The organism is Erwinia amylovora, assembly GCF_017161565.1.
GTDB lineage: Bacteria > Pseudomonadota > Gammaproteobacteria > Enterobacterales > Enterobacteriaceae > Erwinia > Erwinia amylovora.
Window position 1 is genome coordinate 3,734,901 of record NZ_CP066796.1, and the last position, 25,962, is coordinate 3,760,862.

Genomic DNA, 25,962 nt, shown 5'->3' on the forward strand with positions numbered 1-25,962 from the left:
GTTCGATTTGCTGAAACCAGTCCAGCGATGCTCAATCGTAAAACGTCATAATGAATTTCATTATGTGTTCACTCTTAAGACTTGATATTTTTTTGACGCCCGGAAGCGTCTGATATCAATCCTGCGAGTGCCCACACAGATTGTCTGATAAATTGTTAAAGAGCGGTGCGCACAGTGCCTTGGCATCCTGTCGCGAGGTGGCGTATATTACGCTTTCCTCCTCCGGAGTCAACCTCTTTTACAGAAGTTTTTCCAGGCGGTTCAGAACTTCCTGAACCTCTCAACACGCCGGCCGGTAAGCCGTTGTTCCATGTCAGTGGAGGCGCATTATAGGGAGTTTCTCACGGCTGACAAGTGTTTATTGTAGAAAAATGACTGAGCGAGTGTTTTTTCCTCAAAAGCCTTAAAAGCAACCATTTTCGGAGTAATAAACCAGCATTACAGGCCTGAAAAGTGTTAATACGTAGCGCTACGAGCCAAAGCGAGATGCTATTCTTTTTTATGACAGGAAATTCACATGCCCATCAGACGAACACAAAGGACAACCAATGATTAAATCCGCGCGCAGTATGGCCGGACTACCGTGGATTGCCGCAATGGCTTTCTTTATCCAGGCGCTGGATGCCACCATCCTTAATACCGCTCTGCCAGCCATCGCTCAAAGTCTCGAACGCTCCCCGCTGGCAATGCAGTCCACTATTATCAGCTACACCTTAACCGTTGCTATGCTCATCCCGGTCAGTGGATGGCTGGCCGATCGTTTTGGCACGCGCAAAGTGTTTATTAGCGCAGTCTTTCTGTTCTCTCTGGGTTCACTGGCCTGCGCCCTGTCCGGTTCCCTGTGGATGTTGATTACCTCGCGTATCGTACAAGGGGTTGGCGGCGCTATGATGATGCCGGTGGCACGTCTGGCACTGTTGCGTGCCTATCCGCGTAGCGAGCTGCTTCCGGTTCTCAACTTTGTTACTATGCCTGGGCTTATTGGCCCGGTGCTTGGCCCATTGCTCGGTGGCGTGCTGGTGACCTGGGCCACGTGGAACTGGATTTTCCTGATTAACATTCCTATTGGCGTTGTCGGCATCTTCTTCGCGCGCAAATATATGCCGGACTTCACCACGCCGAAACGCCGCTTTGATGTTCTGGGATTCCTGCTGTTTGGTTTGGGACTGGTAGGCATCTCCTGTGGTATCGAGCTATTTGGCGAGCGCGTTGTGTCCAGCCTGATTGCGCTAATGGTGCTGCTGGCAGGGATAGCATTACTGCTGCTTTATATAGTCCATGCCCGGCGACATCCCTCTCCGATGATCCCACTGCCTATATTTAAGACACGCACGTTTTCCGTTGGCATCGTCGGCAACATTTTCTCGCGCCTGGGCACCGGCTGCGTTCCGTTTCTCATGCCATTGATGCTGCAGGTCGGCTTTGGTTATACGGCGTTGCTGGCTGGCTGCATGATGGCCCCTACTGCGCTTGGCTCGGTATTGGCTAAGTCGACGGTGACGAGCGTACTGCGCGGGTTTGGTTACCGCAAAACGCTGGTCGGCATTAGCGTGATAATTGGCGTACTGGTGGCATCTTTCTCTTTACAGACGGAGAACTGGAATATTTTAGTCTTACTGATCCCGCTGTTTGTTCTGGGGGTGGTGATGTCGACTCAATTTACGGCGATGAACACTATCACCCTGGCCGATTTGAACGACGGTAATGCTAGCAGCGGCAACAGTCTGCTGGCCGTGACTCAGCAGTTGGCTATTAGTTTTGGCGTGGCGGTCAGCGCCGCGGTGCTGCGGTTTTATGAAGACTTTGGTGGCGGCACATTGTATCAATTCCATGCTACTTTCCTGACCATGGGCATCATTACCGTGCTGTCAGGGCTGGTATTTCTGCTGTTGAAGCCAGGAGACGGCGGTAATCTGATTAGCGATCGCAAGAAGAAAACTTAGATTTCACCGACCGAGGCGCGTTCAATTAATTCCGGCGTCAGTACCAGCAGCTGCGTCTCAGCCATCGGATCGGCCAGACGGTGCAGCAGGGCATCAATCGCCAGCTCCCCCAATTCGTCTTTGGGCTGATGAACGGTCGTGAGCGGCGGGGTCATGTAACGCGCCAGCTCAATATCGTCATAGCCCACTACCGCCATCTCCTGCGGGATGCTCATTCCCGCCTGGTATAAGGCATGATAAACCCCGACCGCCATGGCATCATTACAGGCAAATACTGCCTGTGGCGCTGGGCGGAGCGCCAGCAGCTCATTCATGGCGTTGAAACCGCCCTGAAACTCAAAGTCACTGCTCACCATATAATCTGCCGGAATGCTCAACCCGGCGTGTTCCATCGCCTGCTGATAACCTTTAAGGCGCATGCGTGCCGGGGTCTTATCCAGCGGACCCGTGATGCAGGCAATACGCGTATAGCCCCGGGAGATCAGGTAGCGAGTCGCCATTTTCCCACCTAACAGCGCGTTATCCTGAATAATGTCTTTACTGCATTTGAACGGCGCCCAGTCCATCATCACCGCCGGCACGCCAGGGTAACGACTAAGAATGTCGGTGGAGGGAAGATGGCTTTCAGTACACATGATCAGCAGGCCGTCGACACGCTTTTGCATCAGCGTTTCCAGGCTGTGGTTCATCCGCTCTTCATCTCCTTCCGTGTTGCACAGCACCAGACTGTAACCACGCTCATAGCAGCTGCGCTCCACGCCGCGCACCACTTCGGAATAGAAGGGATTGCTGCTGGCGGTAAGCAACATGCCGATGGTACGAGTCTGATTCAGCTTCAGGCTGCGCGCCAGCGCCGAAGGCGCGTAATTGAGTTGCCTGACGGCCAGGGTGACCTTTTCACGCACCGCCGGGCTGACGAAACGATTATTATTAATCACGTACGATACGGTAGAGGTTGAAACGCCCGCCAGACGGGCGACATCTTTCATCGTTGCCACATTTACCCCTGCTGCTGCAAGAAGCTGTCTATTTCATCACGCCACGGAACGGAAGGTTGCGCGCCACGGCGCGTTACGGCAATCGCCGCAGCGGCATGGGCAAAACGCACCGACTCAGTCATCGGGCGCTGCTCCAGTAACGCGGTCATCAGCGCGCCGTTAAAGGTATCTCCCGCTGCGACAGTATCGACGGCTGCCACGCTGAACGCGGGAACACAGTGCCCTTTACCCTGCTCACTAAGCCATACGCCCCGGCTGCCAAGCGTAATCAGTACCGTGGTAATCCCTTTCTCATGCAGCTTTTGCGCGGCACGGGCTGCGTCTTCGTCACTGTTTACCGCCACGCCGGTCAGGATCTGCGCTTCGGTTTCATTGGGGGTGATGATATCGACCAGCGCCAGCAGCTCATCCGAAAGTTGCATCGCCGGAGCCGGATTCAGCACCACCCGGGTCTGATGCTGATGGGCAATACGCGCCGCCGCCAGCACGCTATCCAGCGGCGACTCCAACTGCATCAGTAAAATCTGTGCTTCAGCAATAGTCAGCTGATGCTCAACCACGCGCTGCGGCGTCAGGGCGGCATTGGCACCGGCATAAATACCGATGGTATTTTCACCGTCACCATCAACGAAAATCAGCGCCACGCCGGTAGATCCTCCGCTGATAACCGCGACAGAGGCGATATCAATGCGGTCGTTGGCCAACTGCAGGCGAATACGCTCGCCGATATCGTCTTCGCCCACACAGGCGATAAACGCCATATCCGCGCCGCTGCGGGCGGCGGCAACGGCCTGATTAGCGCCTTTACCACCGAATGCAACCTGATACTGCTTGCCGATCACCGTTTCCCCCGGACGCGGAAAGTGCGCCAGATTCAAAATGTGATCGGCGTTAATGCTGCCGAGGACGGTCAGCTTGCCGGTTTTTTTCATCAGTGAATTGTCCAGATAGCTGCGCCTCCCACAGGTGGCGCGTGCCATGCTTTTCTGTGTTTTATCGGGTTACCAGTTTCAGTTCAACCGGATTGATAGCCGGAACCTGCCGGCCTTTCAGTACGTTATCCGCCGTCTCAACGCCAATCGCGCCGATCTGCTCCGGCAACTGCGCAACGGTCGCCGCCAGTTTGCCGCCCTGTACCGCTTTAATACCGTCCGGCGTGCCGTCGAAGCCAACCACTACCACATCCGTTTTGCCCGCCGTTTGCAATGCGCGCAGTGCACCCAGCGCCATTTCATCGTTCTGGGCAAACACCGCCTGCACGTCCGGGTGCGCAGTCAGCAGGTTCTGCATCACATTCAGGCCTCTGGTACGGTCGAAGTCAGCCGGCTGGCTGGCAAGGATAGTGAATTTGTGTGCAGCGGCGGCCTGTTTGAATCCTTCACCACGCTCTCGCGCGGCGGAAGTACCGGCAATACCCTGCAGTTCAATAATTTTTGCCCCTTCGCCGGCCTTTTGCGCAATATAGTCACCGGCCAGCTTACCGCCTGCACGGTTATCAGAAGCAACGTGGCTGACCACTTTACCCTGGGTAGCCACCCGGTCCAGCGTGATAACCGGGATATTGGCCTGATTGGCCATTTTCACCGCGTTGCCTGCGGCGTCAGAATCCGTAGGGTTGAGCAGCAGCAGTTTGCTACCACGCACCGTCAGATCCTGCACGTTGGCCAGCTCTTTCGCCGGGTTGTTCTGCGAATCCAGCACCACCAGGTGATAACCCAGCTTGTCCGCCTCTTTCTGCGCGCCCTCTTTCAGCGACACGAAGAAAGGATTGTTCAGGGTAGAGACCACCAGCGTGATGGTCTCTTGTGCCAGCGCGCTGGCGCTAAGCGTAGAGCCTGCCAGCAGTGCCAGCGCAGTCCATTTTTTTATCTTCATTTTGATATCCTGTAAGGGTATACCCGAAATAACTGGCGTTACAGCAAGGCGGCAAGTGCATCAATCGCCAACAGCTTACCGGGGTAAGTGACTGGGGTGGGTGCACACAGCCAACGCAGCTACAGCGTCAGGAATAAAGGGTAAATGAGTTATTTACTGCTTTTGTTATCCACCAGCACCGCCAGTAAAATCACCACCGCTTTGACGATCGTTTGGTAGTAAGAGGGAACGCCGAGCAGGTTTAGCCCGTTATTCAGAAAGCCCAGGATCAGCGCGCCAATCAACGTCCCCGTAATCCGCCCTTTACCGCCCGCCAGGCTGGTGCCGCCCAGCACCACGGCGGCGATGGCATCCAGCTCATAGCCCGTGCCTGCCGTTGGCTGCGCCGAGGAGAGGCGCGCGACTTCAATGGTGCCCGCCAGCGCGGCCAGCATTCCGCACAGGGAGTAGACGATAATTTTGACGCGATTAACGCGGATGCCTGAAAGGCGCGTTGCCGCCTCATTGCCGCCCAGCGCGTAGATATAGCGGCCAAGCCTGGTGTGATGCAGCATGTACCAGGCTGCGAGGAAGACCACCGCCATCAGAAAGACCGGGGTTGGGATACCCAGCGGACGGCCGATGCCGAACCAGCCAAACAGGTCGGCGTTAGCGCTAAAGCCGGTATTAACCGGGCTACCGTTGGTATAAACCAGCGTCACCCCGCGCAGCAGCAGCATCATCACCAGGGTGGCAATAAATGCCTGCACGTTGCCTTTTGCCACTATCACCCCGGTTATTGCACCGATTCCGGCACCCAGCACCAGTGAAGACGCCACCGCCACCAGCGCATTCACTTCCAGCCCAACCAGCGAGGCCGCAACCGCGCCGGTCAAAGCCAGCAGTGACCCGACGGAGAGATCGATACCGGAGGTGAGGATCACCAGCGTCATTCCCACCGCCATAATGGCGTTCACCGAGGTCTGTTGCAGGATGTTAAACAGGTTGCTAACGGTGAAGAAATTCGGACTGAGGCTGGAAACGATGGCAATCAGCAGCAGCAGGGCAATCAGCGATTTCTGCTTAAGCAGCCATGCCTTGGTGATCGGGCGGCGTAAAGGAAGGATTTTTGTGCTCATCATTATACCCGCTCCGCGCTGTGATATTTACCTACTGCCGCTGCCATCAGGATCTCCTGCGAGGCCTGTTCGATCGGGAAGTCACCGCTCAGGCGACCTTCGTGCATCACCAGCACGCGATCGCTCATGCCCAGCACTTCCGGCATATCAGAAGAGACGAGAATGATGCTCAACCCTTCTTGCTTAAACTGGTTAATCAGCTGATAAATCTCTTTTTTCGCCCCGACATCAACGCCGCGCGTCGGTTCATCAAGGATCAGCACTTTTGGCCGCGTCATCAGCCCACGCGCAATCGCCACCTTTTGCTGATTACCGCCGGACAGCAGGCCAATCGCCTGGTCCATTGACGGGGTTTTCACCTTAAACAGGGTGATAAAATCCCCTACTGCCTGCTGCTCCTGCGCATGTTTCAGTCGCCCTGCGCCATAGCTGAAGTCGTTGAGCGCGGTCAGCGACATATTCTCTTTCACTGACATCCCCAGCACCAGGCCATCGTGCTTACGGTCTTCAGAGATATAAACGATGCCATTAGCCAGCCCCTCCTGCGGGGAGCGCGCCACCACTGCTTTCCCCTCCAGCGTTACCCGCCCCTTACTGCGAGGCAGCGCGCCGTACAGCACTTTCATCAGTTCGCTCCGCCCTGCGCCCATCAGGCCAGCCACCCCAAGTATTTCACCTTTGCGCAGCGAAAAGCTGACGTTTTCCACGCCTGGCCCACTGAGGTTTTCAACCTTCAGACGCACTTCACCCGGCGCTTTATTCAGGCGCGGATACTGCTCCTCCAGCCTGCGCCCGACCATCATTTCGATCAGTGAGTCTTCGTTCAGCGCCGTCACCTTATATTCGGCGATAAACTGCCCGTCGCGGAAAATCGTGACGTCATCGCAGATCTCAAATATCTCTTTCATACGATGGGAGATATAGACGATGCCGCAGCCGCGGGCTTTCAACTCGCCAATCACGCGGAACAGCGAGGCGGTTTCGGTATCGGTCAGCGCATCCGTGGGTTCGTCCATTACGATCACTTTTGACTCGTAACTCAGAACCTTAGCGATCTCTACCATCTGCCGATCGCCAATTGACAGCTCGCCCACCAGCCTGTGGCTGCGAAAGCGCAGATTCAGGCGTTGCAGCAGCGCATCCGCTGCGGCGTACATCTTCTTCCACTGAATACGGCCGAAACGGGTCACCGGTTCCCGGCTAAGGAAGATGTTCTCGGCAACGCTCAATGATGGGATCAGATTCAGTTCCTGATGGATGATGCCAATCCCCGCCTCCTGCGACGCTTTCGGGCCGTTAAAGGTGGTTTCCTGCCCCAGCCAGACAAACGATCCGGCATCACGCGGGTAGATGCCGGTCAGAACTTTCATCATGGTGGACTTGCCCGCGCCGTTTTCCCCCACCAGCGCCATCACCCGCCCGGGGTAAACCGACAGCGCAGCGCCCGACAGGGCCTTAACGCCGGGGAACGACTTGTCGATGCCCTTCAGTTGTAATAAAGGTTGCATAAGCGCCTCAGAAGGTCACGCCAGCGACCAGGATGACATTGGCATACGGCGTAATTTCTCCGCTGCGAATTGTTGCCTGACTGCATTGGGCTTGCTGTTTGAACTGTTCGTGACTGATATAGCGAATACTGATGGTGTTCCCCTGCTGCTGCTGCAATACGTCGAGTAAGGCCAGCAGTTCGCTATGGCGCTGCGGATTATGCTGCCGGATCTCCTGCGCCATAATGGCACTTTCGACCTGCATCTCGCTGGTGACCGCCTGAGCGACCTGAAGAAAGCTGGGAATACCCGGTGTTAATGCCAGATCGATACGCTGCGGCCCCTCAGGAATGGGTAAGCCGGCATCGCCAAGAACAATACTGTCGGTATGGCCGAGGCGGGCTATCACGGCAGAGATAGCCGAATGCAGTAAGATGCCTTTTTTCATTTTTCGCTCCACAGCGAAACGTTTCGCCAGCGGGCAGTGTAAGAAATAGCGGGGGGAAAACAATCTTCAGATGTTGGAAATGTGATCGCCATCGAAACGTTTTGCTGGCGCGCCGCTGGCTGTTTTTTCAGACTCAAAAGGCGCTATTGCCCTCCCCTCAAAGGGTGGGCGAATCCGATTTCTACACGTTTTGCTATATTGAAATGATCTGAATTTCCGTATTAACGGAGTGATTATTGAGGTTTTTTGTTTATATTTTTATGATAATACCCTATATGATATTCACACTTCAGGCATGATATCTCCCATCGTGGACTAATTATAAACATCAAATTAATGAATATTTATTCAGGATCCAGCAAACCATGTAATGAGTTATGCACCATGTTAAAATAATGTGTCAGATTATTGCAATGATACTCTGCAAGATTTTGCTGGACACGATAGTATGGTAAAAAAACCTTATAAAACAATAGTTATAAATTAATATCTTAAATTATAATCACCGAATGGCATTTTTTCAGGCTAAGCTGACCAAATAAAATATTATTCCAAAAACCTCATGAGTAAGCTATGTATTAAAAAATGAGGTCAACTCGAAAAAATAATTTATTTATTACAGCCTCACCAGATATCAATTGATCAGACAAAATAAATGGAGGTGGTTAAGAACGGGATTTTAACATCAGCATCGTCAAGAAGGTTAAATTATTATTTTTTTCTATTATCTCACAGGTACAAATAACTAAATGCCAATCAATATCGGTAGTTTTTCCCAGGGTATACAAGCGATTTGCTCACGGACAGTAGAACAACCAAAGAGTATGGCTCATCTGCTGTCCCGGTTAGTGTCCATGAATAACGATGCAAAGAATCGTTATTGGCGGCAAACAACGCATCGTGAACCTGCCCAATGCTTTGGAAGGAAAAGTGGAAAAGTGGCAGCTGAAAATCTGAAAGCTCAAAAGGCCCCGGACAACCAGGCTATCGGTAGAACCGCTGGGAGATACATAGGTCAATATGTTAATGGGCTAAGTTTTCATCAGTCTGATGAGGTGCTTCACCTGTTTAAAAAACAGTGAGTTGTCTCAGGTGCATATCGGCGTTCCGCACAACATGACCTCTTTTCGTGCATGATTTGCCAGCCTGCCTGGTTGGAAAATCATGGCGAGGACAGGCAATAACACCATCGCGTTAGCCGTACTGTTTCAAAGAACGCCTCAATTCACCTTGAGGCGTTTTTCCCTGTACGCCGTGTCAACATGGTCAGCCCAATTTCACGCGGCAAAGTTAAAGGATCTGACTCAGATGCAGCTGGCCCATCAGCAGATGATTATCGGCATAGTCCACCGGCACCGCCACCACCGCCGGGCCTTGTACGTCCATCGCTTTGCGCAGCGTCGGTTCCAGCTGTTCGGCACTTTTCACCGCAAAACCGGCAGCACCAAAGGATTCGGCGTAGGCTTTGAAGTCAACGGGGCCGAACTTCACGCCGGACACACGCTGATATTTCTGCTCTTCCTGCATCGCCACCATGTTGTACTCCTCATCGACCCAGATAATGTGCAACACGTTGGCGCCCAGCCGTACTGCGGTTTCCAACTCCATGCTGGATTGCAGGAATCCCCCGTCACCGGAAACGGACACCACTTTGCGTGACGGATCCACCAGCCATGCACCGATTGCCCAGGGTAGCGCAACGCCCATGGTTTGCTGGCCGTTAGAAATCATCACCTGACGGGCGCGGAAGCTGTAGAGATAACGGGCGATCCAGATATGGAAGCTGCCCATATCCACCGTCAGCGTCACATCGCTGTTAATGATGTCCTGCATGGCGCGCACAATACGCAGCGGATGCAGGGCAAACTGATTGAGCTGGTGACCGCGCAAGGCCAGCAGTTCACGCTGCTGCTGACGGTCCTGCAGGATCTCCACCGCCTGCGGGCTGAGCGATAATGGATGATTGATACGTGCGGTCAGTTTTTCCAGCGTGGCGGCGATATCACCCACCAGCTCGGCATCCGGCTGATAGCAGTTATCGCTGTCGGCTGGCAGCACGTCAATATGCACCAGCGTGGCGGTGCCGCTGTTCCACATTGCCGGTTCATACTCAACCGGGCTGTAGCCGATGGTGATGATCAGATCGGCCCCGCGCAGCAGGCGGTCACCTGCCTGATTGTTAAACAGCCCGACGCGCCCGGCAAAGCGTGAGAAATGCTCCTGTCGCACCGCCCCCGCAGCCTGATAAGTGCTGGTAACGGGAATATGGCTGCGCTCCAGCAGGTGATAAAGCGCTTCATTGTTAGCGGGCTGGCTGGCCATCAGTCCCAGCAGGATCACCGGGTTCTTCGCTTGGGCGATCTGCTGCGCCACCGCCGCTATCGCCACATCCGGCGCGGCGCCAAGCAGCAGCTGTCCGTGGGTGTTCAACAGATGACCACGCGCCGGTTCGTTAACAATATCCTGCGGCAGGCTGACAAAAGCACCGCCTGGGCGGCCCTGTTCGGCGCTGCGGAAGGCATTCGACAGCACTTCGCCAATCGCATCTGCGGAACCCACCTCGACCGCGTACTTGCTCACCGGGCGAAACATCGCCACCGTATCCATACTTTGATGCACCTGCTTGGCGCTGTCGGCGCGTTTTACTGCTCCTCCCAGCGCCACCAGCGGATCGCCTTCCGTGGTCGCCGTTGCCATGCCGGTGATCAGATTGGAACAGCCCGGCCCGGATGTGACCAGCGCCACGCCGGCTTTGCCGGTCAGTCTGCCGACTGCCGCCGCCATAAATGCGGCATTGGCTTCATGACGAACGGGAATGGTCTGAATTGAAGTATCAAGCAGCGAATCAAATACTTTATCTATTTTCGCACCGGGAATGCCAAATACGTGCTTAACCCCCTGAGCCTCCAGCTGTGCCGCGACCAGATCGGCACCGTGTGCCCACTGCTGAACATCAGTTGCGTTTTTCATTTAATGTGTCTCCTGTTTTCAGCTTTCAACGGAACGAATGGCAGAGTCCAGGTTTTCCGGACTGAGATTTGCCCGCAGAAAATCACTGTCACCGGGCAGATCGATCACCAGTTTGCTGATTTCGCCAAAGGTGAGCGTGCCGTGATCAAGCTGATAGTCGAGTAAATGGCCACCGCCCTGGCGATTGTCGGTAATAAAGTGTTCGTGGTAGCCCGCTACGTTAATGCCTTGCATATACTGCGGGGTGCGAAAACCGATCAATACGCCGTTGCGCTGTACGAATTCAAAGGTGGGCTGCTTACCGAGCACTTCCGGCATCGATTTATACGGGCGATGCTGGCAGGGCACGGTGCGGGTTTGCGCATGGCTGAAAAGGCCGTCAATGCGCAACGCGCAGAACTGGTTATCAGAACTGACCTGCCGGTCAACGATGTGATGGACTTCAGCGCGGGTTACCGGGCCGTTAAAGCGGTGCTGATATTGCGGGTGGAAAAAGGTCATTACTGCAAACGGCGTTTTCTGCTCCGATCCGGCTGCACGCGCACTGCCATCCGAGCGCAGCTGGTAGACTTCGCTGTCGAAAGCGATCAGTTCGCCATCCAGCTGGTTAAAGGTGCCGAGGCCGAAATCCCCTTTTTTCAACAGATCGGCCACGGTGGTGGTGCCGTCGTACACGCCGCTGAGTAACGCACTCATCAAAGATGTCTGATAGATTACGCTTTCTGGTCTTTCCTTATGCATCTCTTTGACGGTTTTTGTTAACTCTTCCATGCATGAACAATCAGTTACAGAATGTGTCATTGCACCTCTCCCCGCTAAACTGTTAAGAAGTATTAAGACAATATTGACGCCAATAAGAAAAAGATTCCAATATACCTTTCACCTCTCTTTGAGACGTTTTTGATATGGAACTACGCTATCTCCGTTATTTTGTTGCGGTTGCCGAAACGCGCCATTTTACGCGGGCAGCAGAAATGCTCGGCATTTCCCAGCCGCCTCTAAGCCAGCAAATCAAGAAGCTGGAGGAAGAGATAGGTACACCGCTGTTGAAAAGGTTGACCCGCGGCGTTGAACTGACCGATGCGGGTGAAGCCTTTTATCAGGACGCGCGCCAAATCCTGGAACTGACCGGCCATGCGCTGGAAAAAGCCAAGGGGATTGCGCGCGGTATCAGTGGGCAACTGTCGATTGGTTTCGCCAGCTCGATTGCCTTCCATCCGCAGATATTCCGGCTGTTACACCGCTTTCAGCACCGTTTCCCGGCGATAAAGCTGCTGCCGCGTGAAGAGAATATGGCAGCACTGATGCATGATTTACAGGAAGGGTTACTGGATGCGGCCTTTGTGCGCCTGCCCTGTGAGAGCAGCAAAGCCTTTAATCTGAAGGTGATCGCCAGTGAGAAAATGGCGCTGGTTTTACCTGCTGATCACCGGTTATGCGCTACGCCCTGTCTGTCGCTGGCACAGTTGCAAGACGACCCGCTCATTATGTTTCCTCGCAAGGTCGCCCCCAGCCTGTACGAAGTGATTATCAGCGCCTGCCTGCGTGCCGGATTTCAGCCAGAACGCTTTCAGCAGTCTCCGCAGATATCATCCGCCATCAGTATGGTCGCAGCCGGATTTGGTATCAGCATTGTCCCGGATTCTTTGCGAAGCATCAAACTGCCCGGCGTCAGCTTCCATCAGATTGAGGATGCCGCGCTGGGCAGTGATATCGCTCTTGCATGGCGGCGCTGGGATCGCTCTCCCGCCGTTCATCACCTGGTGACAAATCTGACAGAAGCATGACCCGGCTTAGCCGCCAATTTTACGCACCTGCTTCACGTCCAGTTCCAGTGAGTTGAGGTCTTTGTCCAGCTTACCAAACAGCTCGACCTGGTCCTTCGGACCGATGGTCTGCCCGTCCCAGCGTTTATGGTCGATCTCTGCGGTGATGCTGCCGGTGGCATCGCGGAACAGATAATTCTCATCCCCGACACGTTTTTCAATATGGCCACGCAGGGTGACCCAGGCGTCATCATTCATCTCTTGCGCCTGTTTTACCGTCGCTACGGTGCCATTCGGGCCGCTGAAGCCACCTTTCTGAACTGACGCTGCTGGCGCATCAGGATCAACAAAGCCGCCGCTCTGAGCAGCCAGTAACGGAGTCGAGATCAGGGCGGTGAGCACCAGCAACGCGGCTGTTTTCTTCATCATTTCGTTTTTCCTTGTGGGATAAGGGCAGCCAATCCTGCCGGGGAAGGCGGTTGCTGACTATTATAGCAACTTTTCAGCAACTTACTTAGCGGTTGGGATGATGAGGTCTGACGGAAAAGTCTGATTTATACCGTCCGATTCAGCACCTGCTGGCAACGCCACCTAAATGAACGTTTCCTGATACGCTTAAATCCATCCCGGTGCAATAATGGCGATATTATAGTCTGCGTAAGCGCATTATTTTTGTGATAATTGACCATATGAGACGCCAATATGCCCAAGATCCCCGTAGAAAACACTACCACCACATCCAGCCCTTTTTTACCCGCACCCCGCGTCTGCTACCCTTTTTCCTGTGCCCATAAAGCAACATATCCACTCACCGATCGTGTTGTATCAGTCGAAAAAAGCGAAGAGCCGTTGTCAGATCAAAGCAGCAGAAGCTCTGGCAAAACATCCGTCAATCGCTTGTTAACCGCACTGAAAGGGGGGTTGACAGGGAACGGTGACCATCCCGCCGCAGAAGATACAGAACAGGCAGAGGTACTGTCTGAAGGCAAGGCGCTTTATCTGGAGGCGGAAGCCCTGCGCATTAATCAGAACAGAAAGGAGATGCCGCAGCTGCTGCCTGTCTCGCTTAAGGGTAAAACCGGCCTCGCTATGGGGGCTGCGATATTACTGGGCGATGCAGGACTCAATGTACGACGATTTAACCCATATGGGCAGCCAGATACGCGACCTCTGGATAGCACAAACGCAGGTTCGGTATCATCAACTGTGGCACATTTGACCGCACCAATAACTTCGTTCCAGAATCTTACCCAGTCTGGCAACGATGCTGAAAAGGTTCGGAAACATGCCAGGCGTCATCAGCCAAAGTCGCGGCCGTTTACCACGGTACTGCCAGACACGGAAATTATCCAAAAGGTACCGTTGGATTTTTTGTGTGCTAAAGAGAGGGAAACACTGAGCTTTTCAGACGTACTGCGTAATATTGCGGAAACGCTAAATAGCCCGTTAAAAAAATTGGCAGAGGAGTCACATATTGTCCACACGTATAATAGCTTAAAGAAAGGGTGCCCTAAAGAATCGGACAAGATATATCTGGCCGACATCATGCATTATATTGATGTTGTTGCTAATAAGGTGATGAGCTTATTCCCCGAATTTGTGCCAATCATGGTGCTGCAAAATATTATCCCACCCGTTTTGAAATCTATTGCAGATCGCGCAGATGGCAAAAAAATGAACGCTGATTTGATCATGGAGATGAACAATCAACTGTTAACGTTACCTATGTTGTTTGCCTCCTCACTTGACCTTCATGGCAGAAACATGCTCTCAGAAAGGAAAAAAGAAAGGATAGCCGACATAATCCCCGAAAAAATTGAGGTAAAAAAAGGGGATATTTATGTCAGCATCAGCGGGGGGGAATTTAAACTGATGAGAGACGAAAAAGGGGTCTGCATTTATGACATTGACCAAAAATCACTACAGCTCAGGAAGAAACACATCCATTACTTACGTAGCAACAAAAGATGGATAGTGGGTAGAAACTCGAAAATCATGCAGCCCGAAACGGGAGACATCGAAACATCTCTGGTAAGAGGCCAGAGACTGATCAACTTCGCGAGAAATGAGTCGAAGAGAACAGACAGCAGGCATTCATCCGTTAAATTTGTTACTGAGATCCTGGCCAAAGCGGGATTAATAAAGAGAGGGAAATTGGGTTCACTGCAAAGCAGCCTGGCTCATTCAGCATATAATTATAATTATATAAAAGATCCGATTCACATCACTAATGAGAATCAATTATTAAGAATCAAGCAAGGGCAGGTGGTCATTTTTACAGACACCAAAAATAACGCCATTAATGTTCAACATATTATGCTGGCGACAGGAAATGGTATTTTTGCAGGCATCAATAATGAGCGAATTTCTAGCGAGTTTGGTTCCAGAAGCACCATTATTACCGCCGAGCAGCTGGGTGGGTTTAAAAATAAGCTGCTTAAGAGTAGCGAAGGTAAAGAATTTAATGTATATGCCGGCTTTCTGAAAGAGGCGCAAACGGCATTTTCGACAAACTATAAACAAGCAGTGCTGGAACTTGAAGAGAAGATCGTTAAAGCAGATAGCGCGCATGCGATTGCTTCTGTTCTATTAAAGACTGGTGATGTGTCGCCAGAATTTTTGTCCGTTCTGCGTGGCTCCGCGGGAAACAAAAACCAATTAAGTAAGTTCATTAAAGGTGGGAAGGGATGGTTGAGCATTGAGGAAATCGCTGAAAAAATCCTCCCCGGTGAGATGATCTATCTGACGAATCGCCCCGGTAGCAATTATGATAAGGGAACCTTTGCATTACGCCTGAGCGATGACGAATTTTTTATCCCTAAACTTTTCGAGCCAGCATTAGAATCCAGTGGTACCAGCACAATATACAAACTACATGCACTAAAAGAGAACATTATTGGGAGGAATCTTCGTGCAAAAGCCGTTGAATTCAATTTAGCGGGTACCCGTACCGAGGCGTTACTGGGTAAGGACGCCAGATTTTATGCCATTGATAATGTTTTACACATCCGGGCGCATGGCTTGCCAATGACGGTCAATTATATGTCTCCTTTTGAGATTGTCAGCATAATAAAAGGGCTGTCAAAGATCAAAGCAATAGACCTTAATAAAATAGGCACCATCGTACTCGAGTCATGTTTCGGAGCCACCGGGTTTCCTTCCACCGGAAAATTCATTTCAGCCGCAATGAATAAAAGGGTGATCGCTTATCGGGGTAAGTATCGCACGGGTGATGGCTCAGAGGCAGGCAATAGAGTTATTTATAATCCAACACCGTTAAATGACCTTGAGAATATCGTCGCAGATGCCACAGAAAGAAACATAGACTTTATACGTAAATTAAGAGGAGTCTTCACCTACTTTGAAAATACAGAGAGGGAACCTTTCCCTTCTACATCCCTAAGGTCAAAACGTGATGATTCCTATTTTAGTTTATTATTAATGGATATTGGCAGATTAGTCTTGGGTAAAAAAGATATAAAAACGTTTATCAATGATAACGCGGAGTTCTTTTACAGCGCTCAGGGAGAAATGAAGTGGTTGCATAAAAAAGTACTCCTACACGTGCCCAGGAACAGTTATGAATTCTTTGAGCAATGCATGGAAGTGATTTTTTCAAGCCCTGAAGCGACCAAGTACCTGGATTACTATATCAGCATGACGCCCTTAGATAACTTTGATGAGGATATTTCCCTACTGCAAAAAAAAACCGAGCTGAAAGATAAACAGGAAGTGGCGAGGATTATTGTAAATAGCATTACTGCAGAGCTGAGCGATCTTGCAAACTCGATGGGAATTACCAACGTCAACAAATACATCGATGCAAAAAAATGGAATGACTCTGGATTTCCCGGCGAAGTTTATTGGGACGATAAGAAAAAAAGATTTTTTGTATTGTTGCAAGAGGGGATCCCCGCAAATCATCATTGGAATTATCCAGATGATGCTTTAGATAATGATCACTGGCTTTACGCTGGCCGTCATCCGGGAACGATGGAACAACCTAAAGACTGGTATGAGTATGGAAAGGCGGGCTGCATCTATTATGATGAAGACTACGGATACCTGATGTTGAAAACAGACGGCAGACCTTCGGACTACCTGTGGTATTTCCCGAAAAACGGCGAGTCCGGCATCCATTGGCGTTTTATCACATCGAAAGCAGGAACATTCAGGAGCCCGCTGGCCTGGAGTGAAGAGGGTATATCAGGCAACGTCTACTATTCTGGCGAAAACGAGGCTTTTTATCTCATAAAAAAAACGGGGAATCCATCGGACCATGACTGGTACTTTCCTCCCATCTACTCAGACAACGAAAACTGGAGCTACGCGGGAAAAAATCAGGGAAACCTGGACTCACCAAAAAAATGGCATGAATACGGGCAAGTCGGCTCAATATATTATGAAGGAGAATATGGTTATATGATGCTCAAAACCGATGGCAGACCATCAGACAATAGCTGGTATTTCCCTTCACACGGCCAGTCAAATATGCGATGGCAATCTATAGGTTTTGAAATAGGCTCGTTTGAATCACCTAAGCTCCCGGATAACGAAGGTGTGTCCGGTGAAATTTATTATTCTGTAGAAGATAAGACCTATTATGTTTTGAGAAAAGATGGCAAACCTTCAAGCCACGGTTGGCATTTTCCTTCTGGCGACATGGATGATGGAAACTGGATCTATGCAGGAAAAAAAGAGGTACATTCAATTCGCCTAAAAGATGGCACGATTATGGAAATGCTGGCTCCTTGTATTACGAAGAGGGATATGGCTATCTGAAGCTCAAAACCAGAGGCAGACCATCAGACCACAGTTGGTATTTCCCATATTCTGGTGAATCTGATCATCACTGGACTTACATATCCTATGAAGAAGGATCATTTGAGACACCCAAAGGCTGGGATGATAAAGGCAAGCAGGGAGAGGTTTATTATTCAGAGGAAAACAAAGCTTATTATATATTTAGGGAAAAAGGAAAACCATCCGACCATTACTGGTATTTCCCTGAGGGTAAGAATGATAACGAAATCTGGTTATATGCCGGAGAAAACAAGGGAACCCTTGATTCACCTAAAAAATGGAATGAATACGGTATAGCGGGTTCGGTTTACTATGATAGTCATTACGGCTATTCCATTCTCAGAACTGAAGGCCGGCCACCCGATAATGATTGGAATTACCCCAGCCAGGGAGTATCGAACCTTCACTGGAAATTCATCTCTTATGAGTTGGGTACATTTGATGCCCCAAAAAAATGGAGCGAGGTTGGCACCAAGGGTGAAGTTTATTATTCGGAATTAAACCACTATTATTATGTTCTGCAGAGAACAGGTCAACCATCCAGCCATGGCTGGCATTTTCCTTCAGTTGATAATGCGAACTGGATTTGTGCCGGTTCTCACAGTGGAACCCTGGCATCACCTAAAGTATGGAACGAGTATGGAAAAATCGGCTCAGTGTATTATGATGCGGGATGCGGTTTAATTACGCTGAAAAGAGAGGGCAGACCGTCAGATAAAAACTGGTTTTATCCGAAAGAAGGTAAGTCCAATACGTACTGGAAATTCATTTCCTGGGAGGCTGGTACATTCGAGGCTCCTAAACCGCAAAAAGCGGAAGGTGTCGCTGGAGAGGTCTATTATTCAGATACAACCGAACTTTTCTACCTGCTAAAGAGTGCGGGTAACCCGGTGACTAACGGATGGCATTTTCCTTACGGCAAAGCGGACAATATAAATTGGATATATGCCGGAGAGCATAAAGGAACTCTTGATTCGCCTAAATTGTGGAGCGAGTACGGAAAATCGGGATCGATATACTACAAAGCAGGATATGGATACTTAATACTTAAGACGGAAGGAATACCAGCAAAAAATAAATGGTATTTCCCTAAGAACGCAGTGTCTGACGACCATTGGAAATTTGTATCTTATAAAGCAGGGTCTTTCACCGACCCCAAACGGATGAGTTCGGAGGGAATGGCTGGAGACGTCTATTATTCTGACGAAGATGAGAACTATTACATCTTGAGAAAATCGGGTAACCCCGCGACCAACGGCTGGTACTTCTCTTTTGGTGATGACACAAATTGGTTCTGCGCAGGTAAAAACAAGGGCATCCTTGACTCAACTAAAAGTTGGAATGAGTACGGCAAACCAGGTTCATTATATTATGACAGTCATCATGGATTTTTAATCCTCAAAACTGAAGGAAGGCCATCTGATCACAATTGGTTCTTTCCGAATGACGCCGAGTCAAACGCTCATTGGGAGTTCATCTCCTACCTGGCAGGTTCTTTTTTGGCACCCAAACAGCTAACAGATAAGGGTGTTGCTGGTGAAGTCTATTATTCACATCAACTGGAATGCTTTTTTATCCTGAAAAAAAATGGGAGGCCATCGACTGAGCACTGGTTTTTCCCTTCCGGCAGAATAACTAATATGCACTGGTTGTATGCCGGTGAAAAAAAAGGGACTCTGGATTCCCCTAAAAGCTGGCACGAGTACGGAAAGGCCGGCTTGATTTATTACAAAGCTGATTATGGATACTTGATGCTTAAAACTGAAGGCAACCCCGCAGAAAATAAGTGGTATTTCCCGCTGCCCGGCGAGTCCAATAGTCACTGGATTTTAATTAAGCGCTGAAGTGTTGATTTACCCGACCAACCTCCGTGAAGCAGTTATGACTTTCAGGCACTAAGACAATTCCCCCCTATCCTTTTACTCTGTCTATATGAACTGTATTTATTTTACTCAGCTATTTTATAATTTTTTAATCGTGGTTCGATATTCAAGGAGCAGAAGTTATGATTCGAATAACAAAGGAAAACTCTGAACAGGCGCCACCACTTTCCGCAGCAAACCATAAACTCGAATCTGCCGACATCGATAGCGGAACGTCACCTCTCACCACTCACCTTGAATCGGCTAATAAAAGCGATGTCACTCTGGCGAAACAAGGCCGTGCAAGTTGCCGCACAGCCCCGTGCCGTAGAATACTTAATACATTGAAAATAGTATGGCCAGGTAGCGCCAATAACGAGGATGTTGAACAGTCAGTGGTGATTTTTGAAGGTGCCAGGCTTTATCAGGAAGCGGAAGCTCTGCGTGATACCCGTAGTAAAACGGAGCAGCAACAGGCCCTGCCATTATCACTTAAGAGTAAAACGGCACTCGCCATGGGCGCTGCGGTCATGCTGGCTGGTGCCGGGCTGTTCTGGCGACAATTTAGCCAGAGCGGGCGGCCTGATCACCTACTTCCGGGCAAAACCGCTGCAGAACCGACTTCCACTGCCACAGATCATACGCCTGAAGCGTCGGGCTCATTCAGCACGCATGACTGCCGGTATAATGGGGAAATAAAGATCCCCAGACACGTCAGGCGGCATCTGGCTAACCCACAGCCGGTAAGCAAGGACGTATCTGATTCAGAAGTGAATAAAAGAAAGCTGTTTAATTTTTCATGTCAAATACAACGTGAGACGTTAAGTTTCTCAAACGTTCTGCGCAACATCGCCGATAGCTTGAGCAGCCCAATAAAGAAATTTGGCGAGGAGTGGCAGGTTATTTACAATTATAACTTGCTGAAAAAAGGTTGCCCACAACCTTCAGAGAAAGTCTTCCTTCTTAATATTTTGCACTACGTTGACTCGGTTTCTTCCACCATACTGCATTCATTTCCGCGCTTTGTTCCTTTAATGATAATACAAAATATCGTCCCCCCCGTCCTGAGATCCATCGCAGACAAGCTGGATGGGAAGAAAATGGATTTCGACTTAATTATACAAATTAATCATGAGTTTTTATCCGTATCTCAAATGCTTTCAGCTTCACTTGATCTCCATGGTATTAACCTGCTCAGTGACGCACAAGCAGGGTTGGCAGAGGGGGTTATACCCGAAAAATTAAAGCTTAAAGACGGCGGGATATTCGTTGAGTTGGAAGGTGGGGAATATAAGATGTGTCGTGATCGAGATGGCGTTTATATTCACGACATAGAAGCAAAATCTCTGCAACTTAGAAAGAACTACATTGATTATGTGCGTGGTGAAAAAAAATGGCGAGCAAACAACAGAGCGCTTGTTATGAGCCCGGACACGACAAGTCAGGATTACCTCTTTGAAGCAAGCCGAAAATTAATGGCTCGTGCAAGAATTGAATCGAAAACGACGGGAAAATACGTGTCATCCGTTGATTTCGTTTCAACCGTGCTGAACAAGTTGGGTTTAGCAAATAGCGATAACCTTAATTATTTTCGCAACAGTGTTAACCAGCCATCCTTCCAATTAACACATATGGAAGAGACAAGCACTATTACTAAATTAGACCAGTTACTGAAAGTGAAAGCAGGGCAGGTCGTTATTTTTATACAGCCGAAAGAAAACAACATGCAGGTGAAGCATACCATGCTGGCGACGGGGAATGGCTTATTTACAGGGATCCATAATGATGAAATTTCAGTAGAGTTAGGTCATGAAGGCATTACACTCACAGCCGAGCAGTTGGGAGAGTTTGAAGGAGGATTTCTTACCAGCAGTGAAGGTAAAAGATTTCATGTGTACGCCGGTTACGTAAAAAACTCAAAATTATCCTATTATAAAAGCTATAAAGAATCAGTACTGAATCTTGAAGTCAATGACTACAGCGCAGGCAGTGCGCACGCGATAGGCGTTGTTTTATCAATGACGGGAGATTTATCACCAGACCTGGTTTCTGCCCTGCATAACGAAATTATTAATGGAGGCTCTATACGCCCCTTCATCAAATTTGTTAAAAACAGAGAAGGGTGGTTCAGTCGTGAGGATATTGGCGATAACACGCCCCCTGGAGGAATGATATTTCTTACTCAGAAGCCTTCTGATGATTATGACAATGGCATATTTGCATTACGCCTGGAAGGTGATAATTTTTTTATACCTGAACTGTTTGAACCCGCACTGAAAGTGGGTGGGGTCAGTACAATTTACACATTGAAAGAACTCAAGAATAATATTAAAGAAAAGGAGCTTTGGGTTAAGCCAGTTGAATTTAATCTGGAAAATACAAGAGTTAAGGCTTTACTGGGTAAAGACGCAAGGTTCTATGCATTCGGCGAATTTTTGCGAGTCCGCGCGCATGGTGCCCCCAGAAACATCAACTACAGGTCACCTACAGATATTGTCAGTATCATAAAAGGCCTTTCAATCAGCAAAGGCATCGACCTTAATAAAATCAAAACAATCGAAATTGAATCATGTTTTGGTGCTACCGGGTTTCCTTCCAGCGGAAGGATCATCGCAGCTAAAACGGGTAAAAAAGTTGTCGCATGGCGTGGAAAGTATCGTACTGATTATGATTCAGAAGATGAAGCCAAAGTTATTTATCACCCCACCCCCTTAAGCCATTTGGAGAATATCTCTGAAGAAATCACCGACAGACATACTAACTTTTTCAATAAATTAAGGGGGCTGTATATATACCTAAGCCACACAATTAAAGAATCAACGCTATTTTCACCACATAGAGAAAAACGGAGCTCCCAATACTTTAATCTGCTGCTAATTGACCTGGGTCGTCTTGTTTTGGGTAAAATAGATACTGAAACGTTCATAAAAGACAACAAATTCATTTTTGGCTCCCGAATTGGCGATATAGAGTTAATACGTGACAGGATATTGCGATATGTACCTGAAGACAGCATGGCGTTCTCCGAACTGTGCCTGGAAATTTTATATGTCAGCCCGGAAGCCACCGAATATCTCGATAATTATATAAGCAGACCTCTTAACGATGAATATTCATTTTTATCTTTAGCTCCCGTGACTCCGCAAGAGAGCAGAAATAATGTAAGTTTCAATAGAAATATTACTTCAACAGAACTTCTTGATCTTGCCTATGCCATGGGTATCTCCACTGAAAACATGTTTCTCACGCCAAAAAAGTGGCATGAGTTTGGATTTCCTGGTGATATTTATATCAATAAAGATGGAAACAAATTCTTCGAATTCAGAAGAGAAGGAATTCCGGCAAATCATTTCTGGCGTTATCCGGTTGATGCCATGGACAATGAAAACTGGCTGTACGCTGGCCGTAACCCTGGAACCGTGCAGCAACCCAAAGACTGGTACGAATATGGTAAAGCGGGATCGGTGTATTATGATACTAACCGGGGCTATTTCGCCCTCAAAACCGATGGCAGACCCTCAGACCATCAATGGTACTTTCCATCAGAAAATCAGAATGATGAACATTGGGAATTTATCACTCTGCAGGCTGGCACCTTTCGAACCCCAAGGGCGTGGAATGATAACGGCGTGAGCGGTGACGTTTATTTCTCTGTCGAAAGCGACTCTTACTACATTCTGAAAAAGAGGGTAAGCCACCGAGTCATGGTTGGCATTTCCCCGCAGGCAAGAGGGATGATGCGAACTGGATTAATGCGGGAATCAATCTGGGAACCCGGGATCGTCCGAAGCAATGGAACGAGTATGGAATAGCAGGCTCGATATATCATCACCCGGGTAGCGGATATATGAGTCTCAAGCTCGACGGCAGGCCATCTGATAATAACTGGTTTTTACCTCATGGTGGTGAATCTGACGAGCACTGGAACTTCATATGCTTTGAGGTTGGCTCTTTCGACTCGCCTAAACTGCCGAATGTCGAAGGAACAGCTGGAGAAGTTTACTACGACTATAAAAAACGCTCATACTTCATTCTGAGAATGGATGGCAAACCAGCGAGTCGCGGCTGGCCTTTCCCTGCTGGCAAGACGGATGATTCGTACTGGATCTACGGCGGGCAAAACTCAGGCACACTCGAATCACCAAAGAGCTGGAATGAGTACGGAAAACCCGGCTCGATTTACCATCATCCCGGGCACGGCTATTTCAGCTTAAACCATGAAGGTCGGCCTTCAGAAAACAAATGGAAATTCCCCCATGGTGGTAGATCCAATAAACGTTGGAAACTCGTCTCCTGGGAACAAGGCTCCTTTAACGCCCCCAAGCTCCATGATATGCAAGGCAAGTCTGGAGAGGTCTATTATTCTGAAAAATTCCAGTCGTTTTATATCCTGAAAGCAAGCGGTAATCCATCTCTACAGGGTTGGTTTTTCCCCTCCGACGACGAAGATGACGAAAACTGGATTTATGCTGGGAAAAATCCGGGAACCCTTGAGGCGCCTAAATCCTGGGATGAATACGGAAGAGCGGGGTCAATTTACCTGCAAGCAGGATATGGCTATTTCGCCCTCAAAACCGAAGGTCGCCCGTCTGAAATTAGATGGAAATTCCCAACGGGTGGTCAGTCCGACAAACACTGGAAATTCATCTCCTGGGATCTGGGCTCATTCAACGCCCCCAAACGGCTCAACGTTCAGGGCAAGGTTGGAGAGGTATATTTTTCTGACGAAAATGCGTCGTTTTATATCTTAAGAAAAAATATGACCTCTTTGACCAAAGGCTGGCATTTTCCTTCCAGTAACACGGATGATGAGAGCTGGTTCTATGCGGGTAAAAACAGCGGAACTCTCAATTCGCCTAAAGCATGGAACGAATATGGAAAAGCGGGATCGATATACTACCAGTCAGGATATGGCTACTTAATTCTGAAAAAAGAAGGGCGCCCACCAGACGAGAAATGGTATTTCCCACATAAAAGGATGTCCAACAATTACTGGAAATTTATCTCCATGAAAGCGGCATCCTTTAATAACCCTAAACGTCAGAATGATGAAGGCATGATTGGCGAAGTCTATTATTCTGACATGAATCACAGCTTCTACATCCTGAAAAATGCGGGCAACCCCTCAACTCAGGGCTGGCGATTCCCTTCCGATGGGCTAGATGATGCCAACTGGATCTGCGCCGGGGAAAACAGGGGAACCCCCGACTCCCCTAAAGACTGGGAGGAGTATGGAAAAACAGGCTCGGTATACTACGATGCTGAATTCGGCTATCTGACCCTTAAAATGGAAGGTCGGCCTGCAGAACATAATTGGCATTACCCGATAGAAGGAGATTCCAACGAACGCTGGAATTTCATCTCCTGGGAAATGGGCTCTTTCGACGCCCCCAAACACCTGACTGATAAAGGCACGGTAGGAGAAATCTACTATAACGATAAAAATAAGTTGTTTTATGCTATTAAAAAAGAGGGGACACCAGCCACCAACGGCTGGTTTTTCCCTCGCGCTAAGGCGGACAACGCTCACTGGATTTATACCGGAGATAACAGGGGAACCCTGCACTCACCCAAAACATGGGGTGAGTATGGCAAACAGGGGGCGGTATATTACAGCTTTAAATACGGCTATTTGACTCTACAAACTGAAGGCCGTCCATCGGACAGAAGATGGTATTACCCGCTTAACGGTCAGTCTGACAAACACTGGAAATTCATCTCCTGGGAAGCAGGTTCCTGGGTTTCCCCCAAACGGCAAAGTGATGAAGGTGTGGCAGGAGAAGTCTATTATTCCGACGAAAACCAGTCGTTTTATATCCTGAAAAAAACGGGTAATCCGGCCAGCCGCGGCTGGCATTTTCCTGCTGAAAAGGCAGATGGTATCGACTGGATCTATGGTGGGGAAAACAAGGGAACCCTTTATTCGCCCAAACAGTGGACAGAGTATGGAAAAGTAGGCTCGATATACTATCAGGCCGAATATGGTTTCTTGACCCTGAAAACGGAAGGCCGGCCCCCGGACAATCAATGGCTTTTCCCAAATGCCGGTGAGTCTGATGACCACTGGAGCTTTATCTCTTTCGAGGCGGGTACCTACAAGGACCCTAAACAGGCGACTGATAAAGGAGTAGCTGGTGAAGTCTACTATTCTTTCAGTCAGGAACTGTATTATATCCTGAGAAAAGAGGGCGTTCCATCGCAAAGCGGCTGGAGCTTCCCTTCAGGCAAACAGGATAACTGGTACTGGCTTTACGGTGGGGATAACAAAGGAACGATGGCTTATCCCAAACACTGGGGCGAGTATGGAAAAGTTAACTCAATATATTATAAAAACGGATATGGGTACTTTGTTCTTCGAACTGAAGGCAACCCTTCGGTCAATAAATGGTATTTCCCGCAGACAGGTGAATCAAATACCCACTGGCGCTACCTCTCGCAATGACAGAAGCATACCGGGCATTCCGCCCGGCAAAGCTGCAAGCATCCTGCCATAGATAGCCTTGACGGTTTAATCCTCTGCCATCCGTTTAAAAGCGCACAGCGCCAGGCTGGATGTAGGAGAAAACTGTGATTGTCACTGCCGTTGGCCCCCGGCTGCTCCTCGCATTTGATCGCCAGCTTTCCAGTGATCTTTACCTGAGCCTGGACGGCTCAATGCAGTAGTTCAGATACATTCAACACCCGCTGCAAAG

11 protein-coding genes and 2 pseudogenes are annotated in these 25,962 nt (G+C 49.4%); 4 read left to right on the top strand and 9 right to left on the bottom strand.

What is annotated here, in order from left to right; all coding sequences use genetic code 11:
• Nucleotides 1-548: 548 nt before the first annotated feature.
• Complete coding sequence (locus JGC47_RS17040) at nt 549-1,943, top strand: DHA2 family efflux MFS transporter permease subunit (RefSeq protein WP_004154736.1); 1,395 nt, start codon at nt 549-551, stop codon at nt 1,941-1,943.
• Here JGC47_RS17040 and rbsR read toward each other — a convergent pair.
• The 8 genes from rbsR to budA all read right to left on the bottom strand — a co-directional run bounded on the left by rbsR (nt 1,940) and on the right by budA (nt 11,640).
• Nucleotides 1,940-2,941 carry a ribose operon transcriptional repressor RbsR gene (gene rbsR, locus JGC47_RS17045; RefSeq protein WP_004154735.1) on the bottom strand — a complete coding sequence of 334 codons (1,002 nt, stop codon included), beginning with the start codon at nt 2,939-2,941 and terminating at the stop codon, nt 1,940-1,942. The genes JGC47_RS17040 and rbsR overlap by 4 nt on opposite strands.
• Before the next feature lie 2 nt (nt 2,942-2,943).
• The gene (gene rbsK, locus JGC47_RS17050) at nt 2,944-3,873 is read right to left on the bottom strand and encodes a ribokinase (protein ID WP_013035744.1); all 930 of its coding nucleotides are present in this window, start codon (nt 3,871-3,873) and stop codon (nt 2,944-2,946) included.
• A gap of 61 nt (nt 3,874-3,934) precedes the next feature.
• Complete coding sequence (rbsB, locus tag JGC47_RS17055; protein ID WP_004154732.1) at nt 3,935-4,816, bottom strand: ribose ABC transporter substrate-binding protein RbsB; 882 nt, start codon at nt 4,814-4,816, stop codon at nt 3,935-3,937.
• A 149-nt stretch (nt 4,817-4,965) separates the two neighbouring features.
• Complete coding sequence (gene rbsC, locus JGC47_RS17060; protein ID WP_004154731.1) at nt 4,966-5,934, bottom strand: ribose ABC transporter permease; 969 nt, start codon at nt 5,932-5,934, stop codon at nt 4,966-4,968.
• A gap of 2 nt (nt 5,935-5,936) precedes the next feature.
• Nucleotides 5,937-7,442, bottom strand: a complete 1,506-nt coding sequence (rbsA, locus tag JGC47_RS17065; protein ID WP_004154730.1) for a ribose ABC transporter ATP-binding protein RbsA — start codon at nt 7,440-7,442, stop codon at nt 5,937-5,939.
• Between the two features lie 7 nt (nt 7,443-7,449).
• Nucleotides 7,450-7,869, bottom strand: coding sequence for a D-ribose pyranase (gene rbsD, locus JGC47_RS17070; RefSeq protein WP_004154729.1), 420 nt, complete (start codon nt 7,867-7,869; stop codon nt 7,450-7,452).
• Between the two features lie 1,290 nt (nt 7,870-9,159).
• Nucleotides 9,160-10,839, bottom strand: a complete 1,680-nt coding sequence (gene alsS, locus JGC47_RS17075; RefSeq protein WP_004154723.1) for an acetolactate synthase AlsS — start codon at nt 10,837-10,839, stop codon at nt 9,160-9,162.
• 18 nt (nt 10,840-10,857) lie between these two features.
• Nucleotides 10,858-11,640, bottom strand: coding sequence for an acetolactate decarboxylase (gene budA / locus JGC47_RS17080; protein WP_004154722.1), 783 nt, complete (start codon nt 11,638-11,640; stop codon nt 10,858-10,860).
• A 104-nt stretch (nt 11,641-11,744) separates the two neighbouring features.
• Between budA and JGC47_RS17085 the strand changes: the two genes are divergently transcribed.
• Nucleotides 11,745-12,626 carry a LysR family transcriptional regulator gene (locus tag JGC47_RS17085; RefSeq protein ID WP_004154721.1) on the top strand — a complete coding sequence of 294 codons (882 nt, stop codon included), beginning with the start codon at nt 11,745-11,747 and terminating at the stop codon, nt 12,624-12,626.
• A gap of 6 nt (nt 12,627-12,632) precedes the next feature.
• Here the strand turns inward: JGC47_RS17085 and JGC47_RS17090 are convergent, their stop codons facing one another.
• The gene (locus JGC47_RS17090; protein WP_004154720.1) at nt 12,633-13,034 is read right to left on the bottom strand and encodes a YgiW/YdeI family stress tolerance OB fold protein; all 402 of its coding nucleotides are present in this window, start codon (nt 13,032-13,034) and stop codon (nt 12,633-12,635) included.
• Between the two features lie 273 nt (nt 13,035-13,307).
• Between JGC47_RS17090 and JGC47_RS17095 the strand changes: the two are divergent.
• Nucleotides 13,308-19,252: pseudogene (locus tag JGC47_RS17095) on the top strand (glucosyltransferase).
• A gap of 161 nt (nt 19,253-19,413) precedes the next feature.
• A pseudogene (locus JGC47_RS17100) lies at nt 19,414-25,712 on the top strand (glucosyltransferase).
• The last annotated feature ends 250 nt before the right edge of the window (nt 25,713-25,962 follow it).

What these genes read in the sequence shown, in the direction of transcription:
- JGC47_RS17040 (WP_004154736.1), top strand. Translation starts at nt 549, where the DNA reads ATGATTAAATCCGCGCGCAGTATGGCCGGACTACCGTGGATTGCCGCA.
- rbsK (WP_013035744.1), bottom strand. Translation starts at nt 3,873, where the DNA reads ATGAAAAAAACCGGCAAGCTGACCGTCCTCGGCAGCATTAACGCCGAT.
- rbsB (WP_004154732.1), bottom strand. Translation starts at nt 4,816, where the DNA reads ATGAAGATAAAAAAATGGACTGCGCTGGCACTGCTGGCAGGCTCTACG.
- rbsC (WP_004154731.1), bottom strand. Translation starts at nt 5,934, where the DNA reads ATGAGCACAAAAATCCTTCCTTTACGCCGCCCGATCACCAAGGCATGG.
- rbsA (WP_004154730.1), bottom strand. Translation starts at nt 7,442, where the DNA reads ATGCAACCTTTATTACAACTGAAGGGCATCGACAAGTCGTTCCCCGGC.
- rbsD (WP_004154729.1), bottom strand. Translation starts at nt 7,869, where the DNA reads ATGAAAAAAGGCATCTTACTGCATTCGGCTATCTCTGCCGTGATAGCC.
- alsS (WP_004154723.1), bottom strand. Translation starts at nt 10,839, where the DNA reads ATGAAAAACGCAACTGATGTTCAGCAGTGGGCACACGGTGCCGATCTG.
- budA (WP_004154722.1), bottom strand. Translation starts at nt 11,640, where the DNA reads ATGACACATTCTGTAACTGATTGTTCATGCATGGAAGAGTTAACAAAA.
- JGC47_RS17085 (WP_004154721.1), top strand. Translation starts at nt 11,745, where the DNA reads ATGGAACTACGCTATCTCCGTTATTTTGTTGCGGTTGCCGAAACGCGC.
- JGC47_RS17090 (WP_004154720.1), bottom strand. Translation starts at nt 13,034, where the DNA reads ATGATGAAGAAAACAGCCGCGTTGCTGGTGCTCACCGCCCTGATCTCG.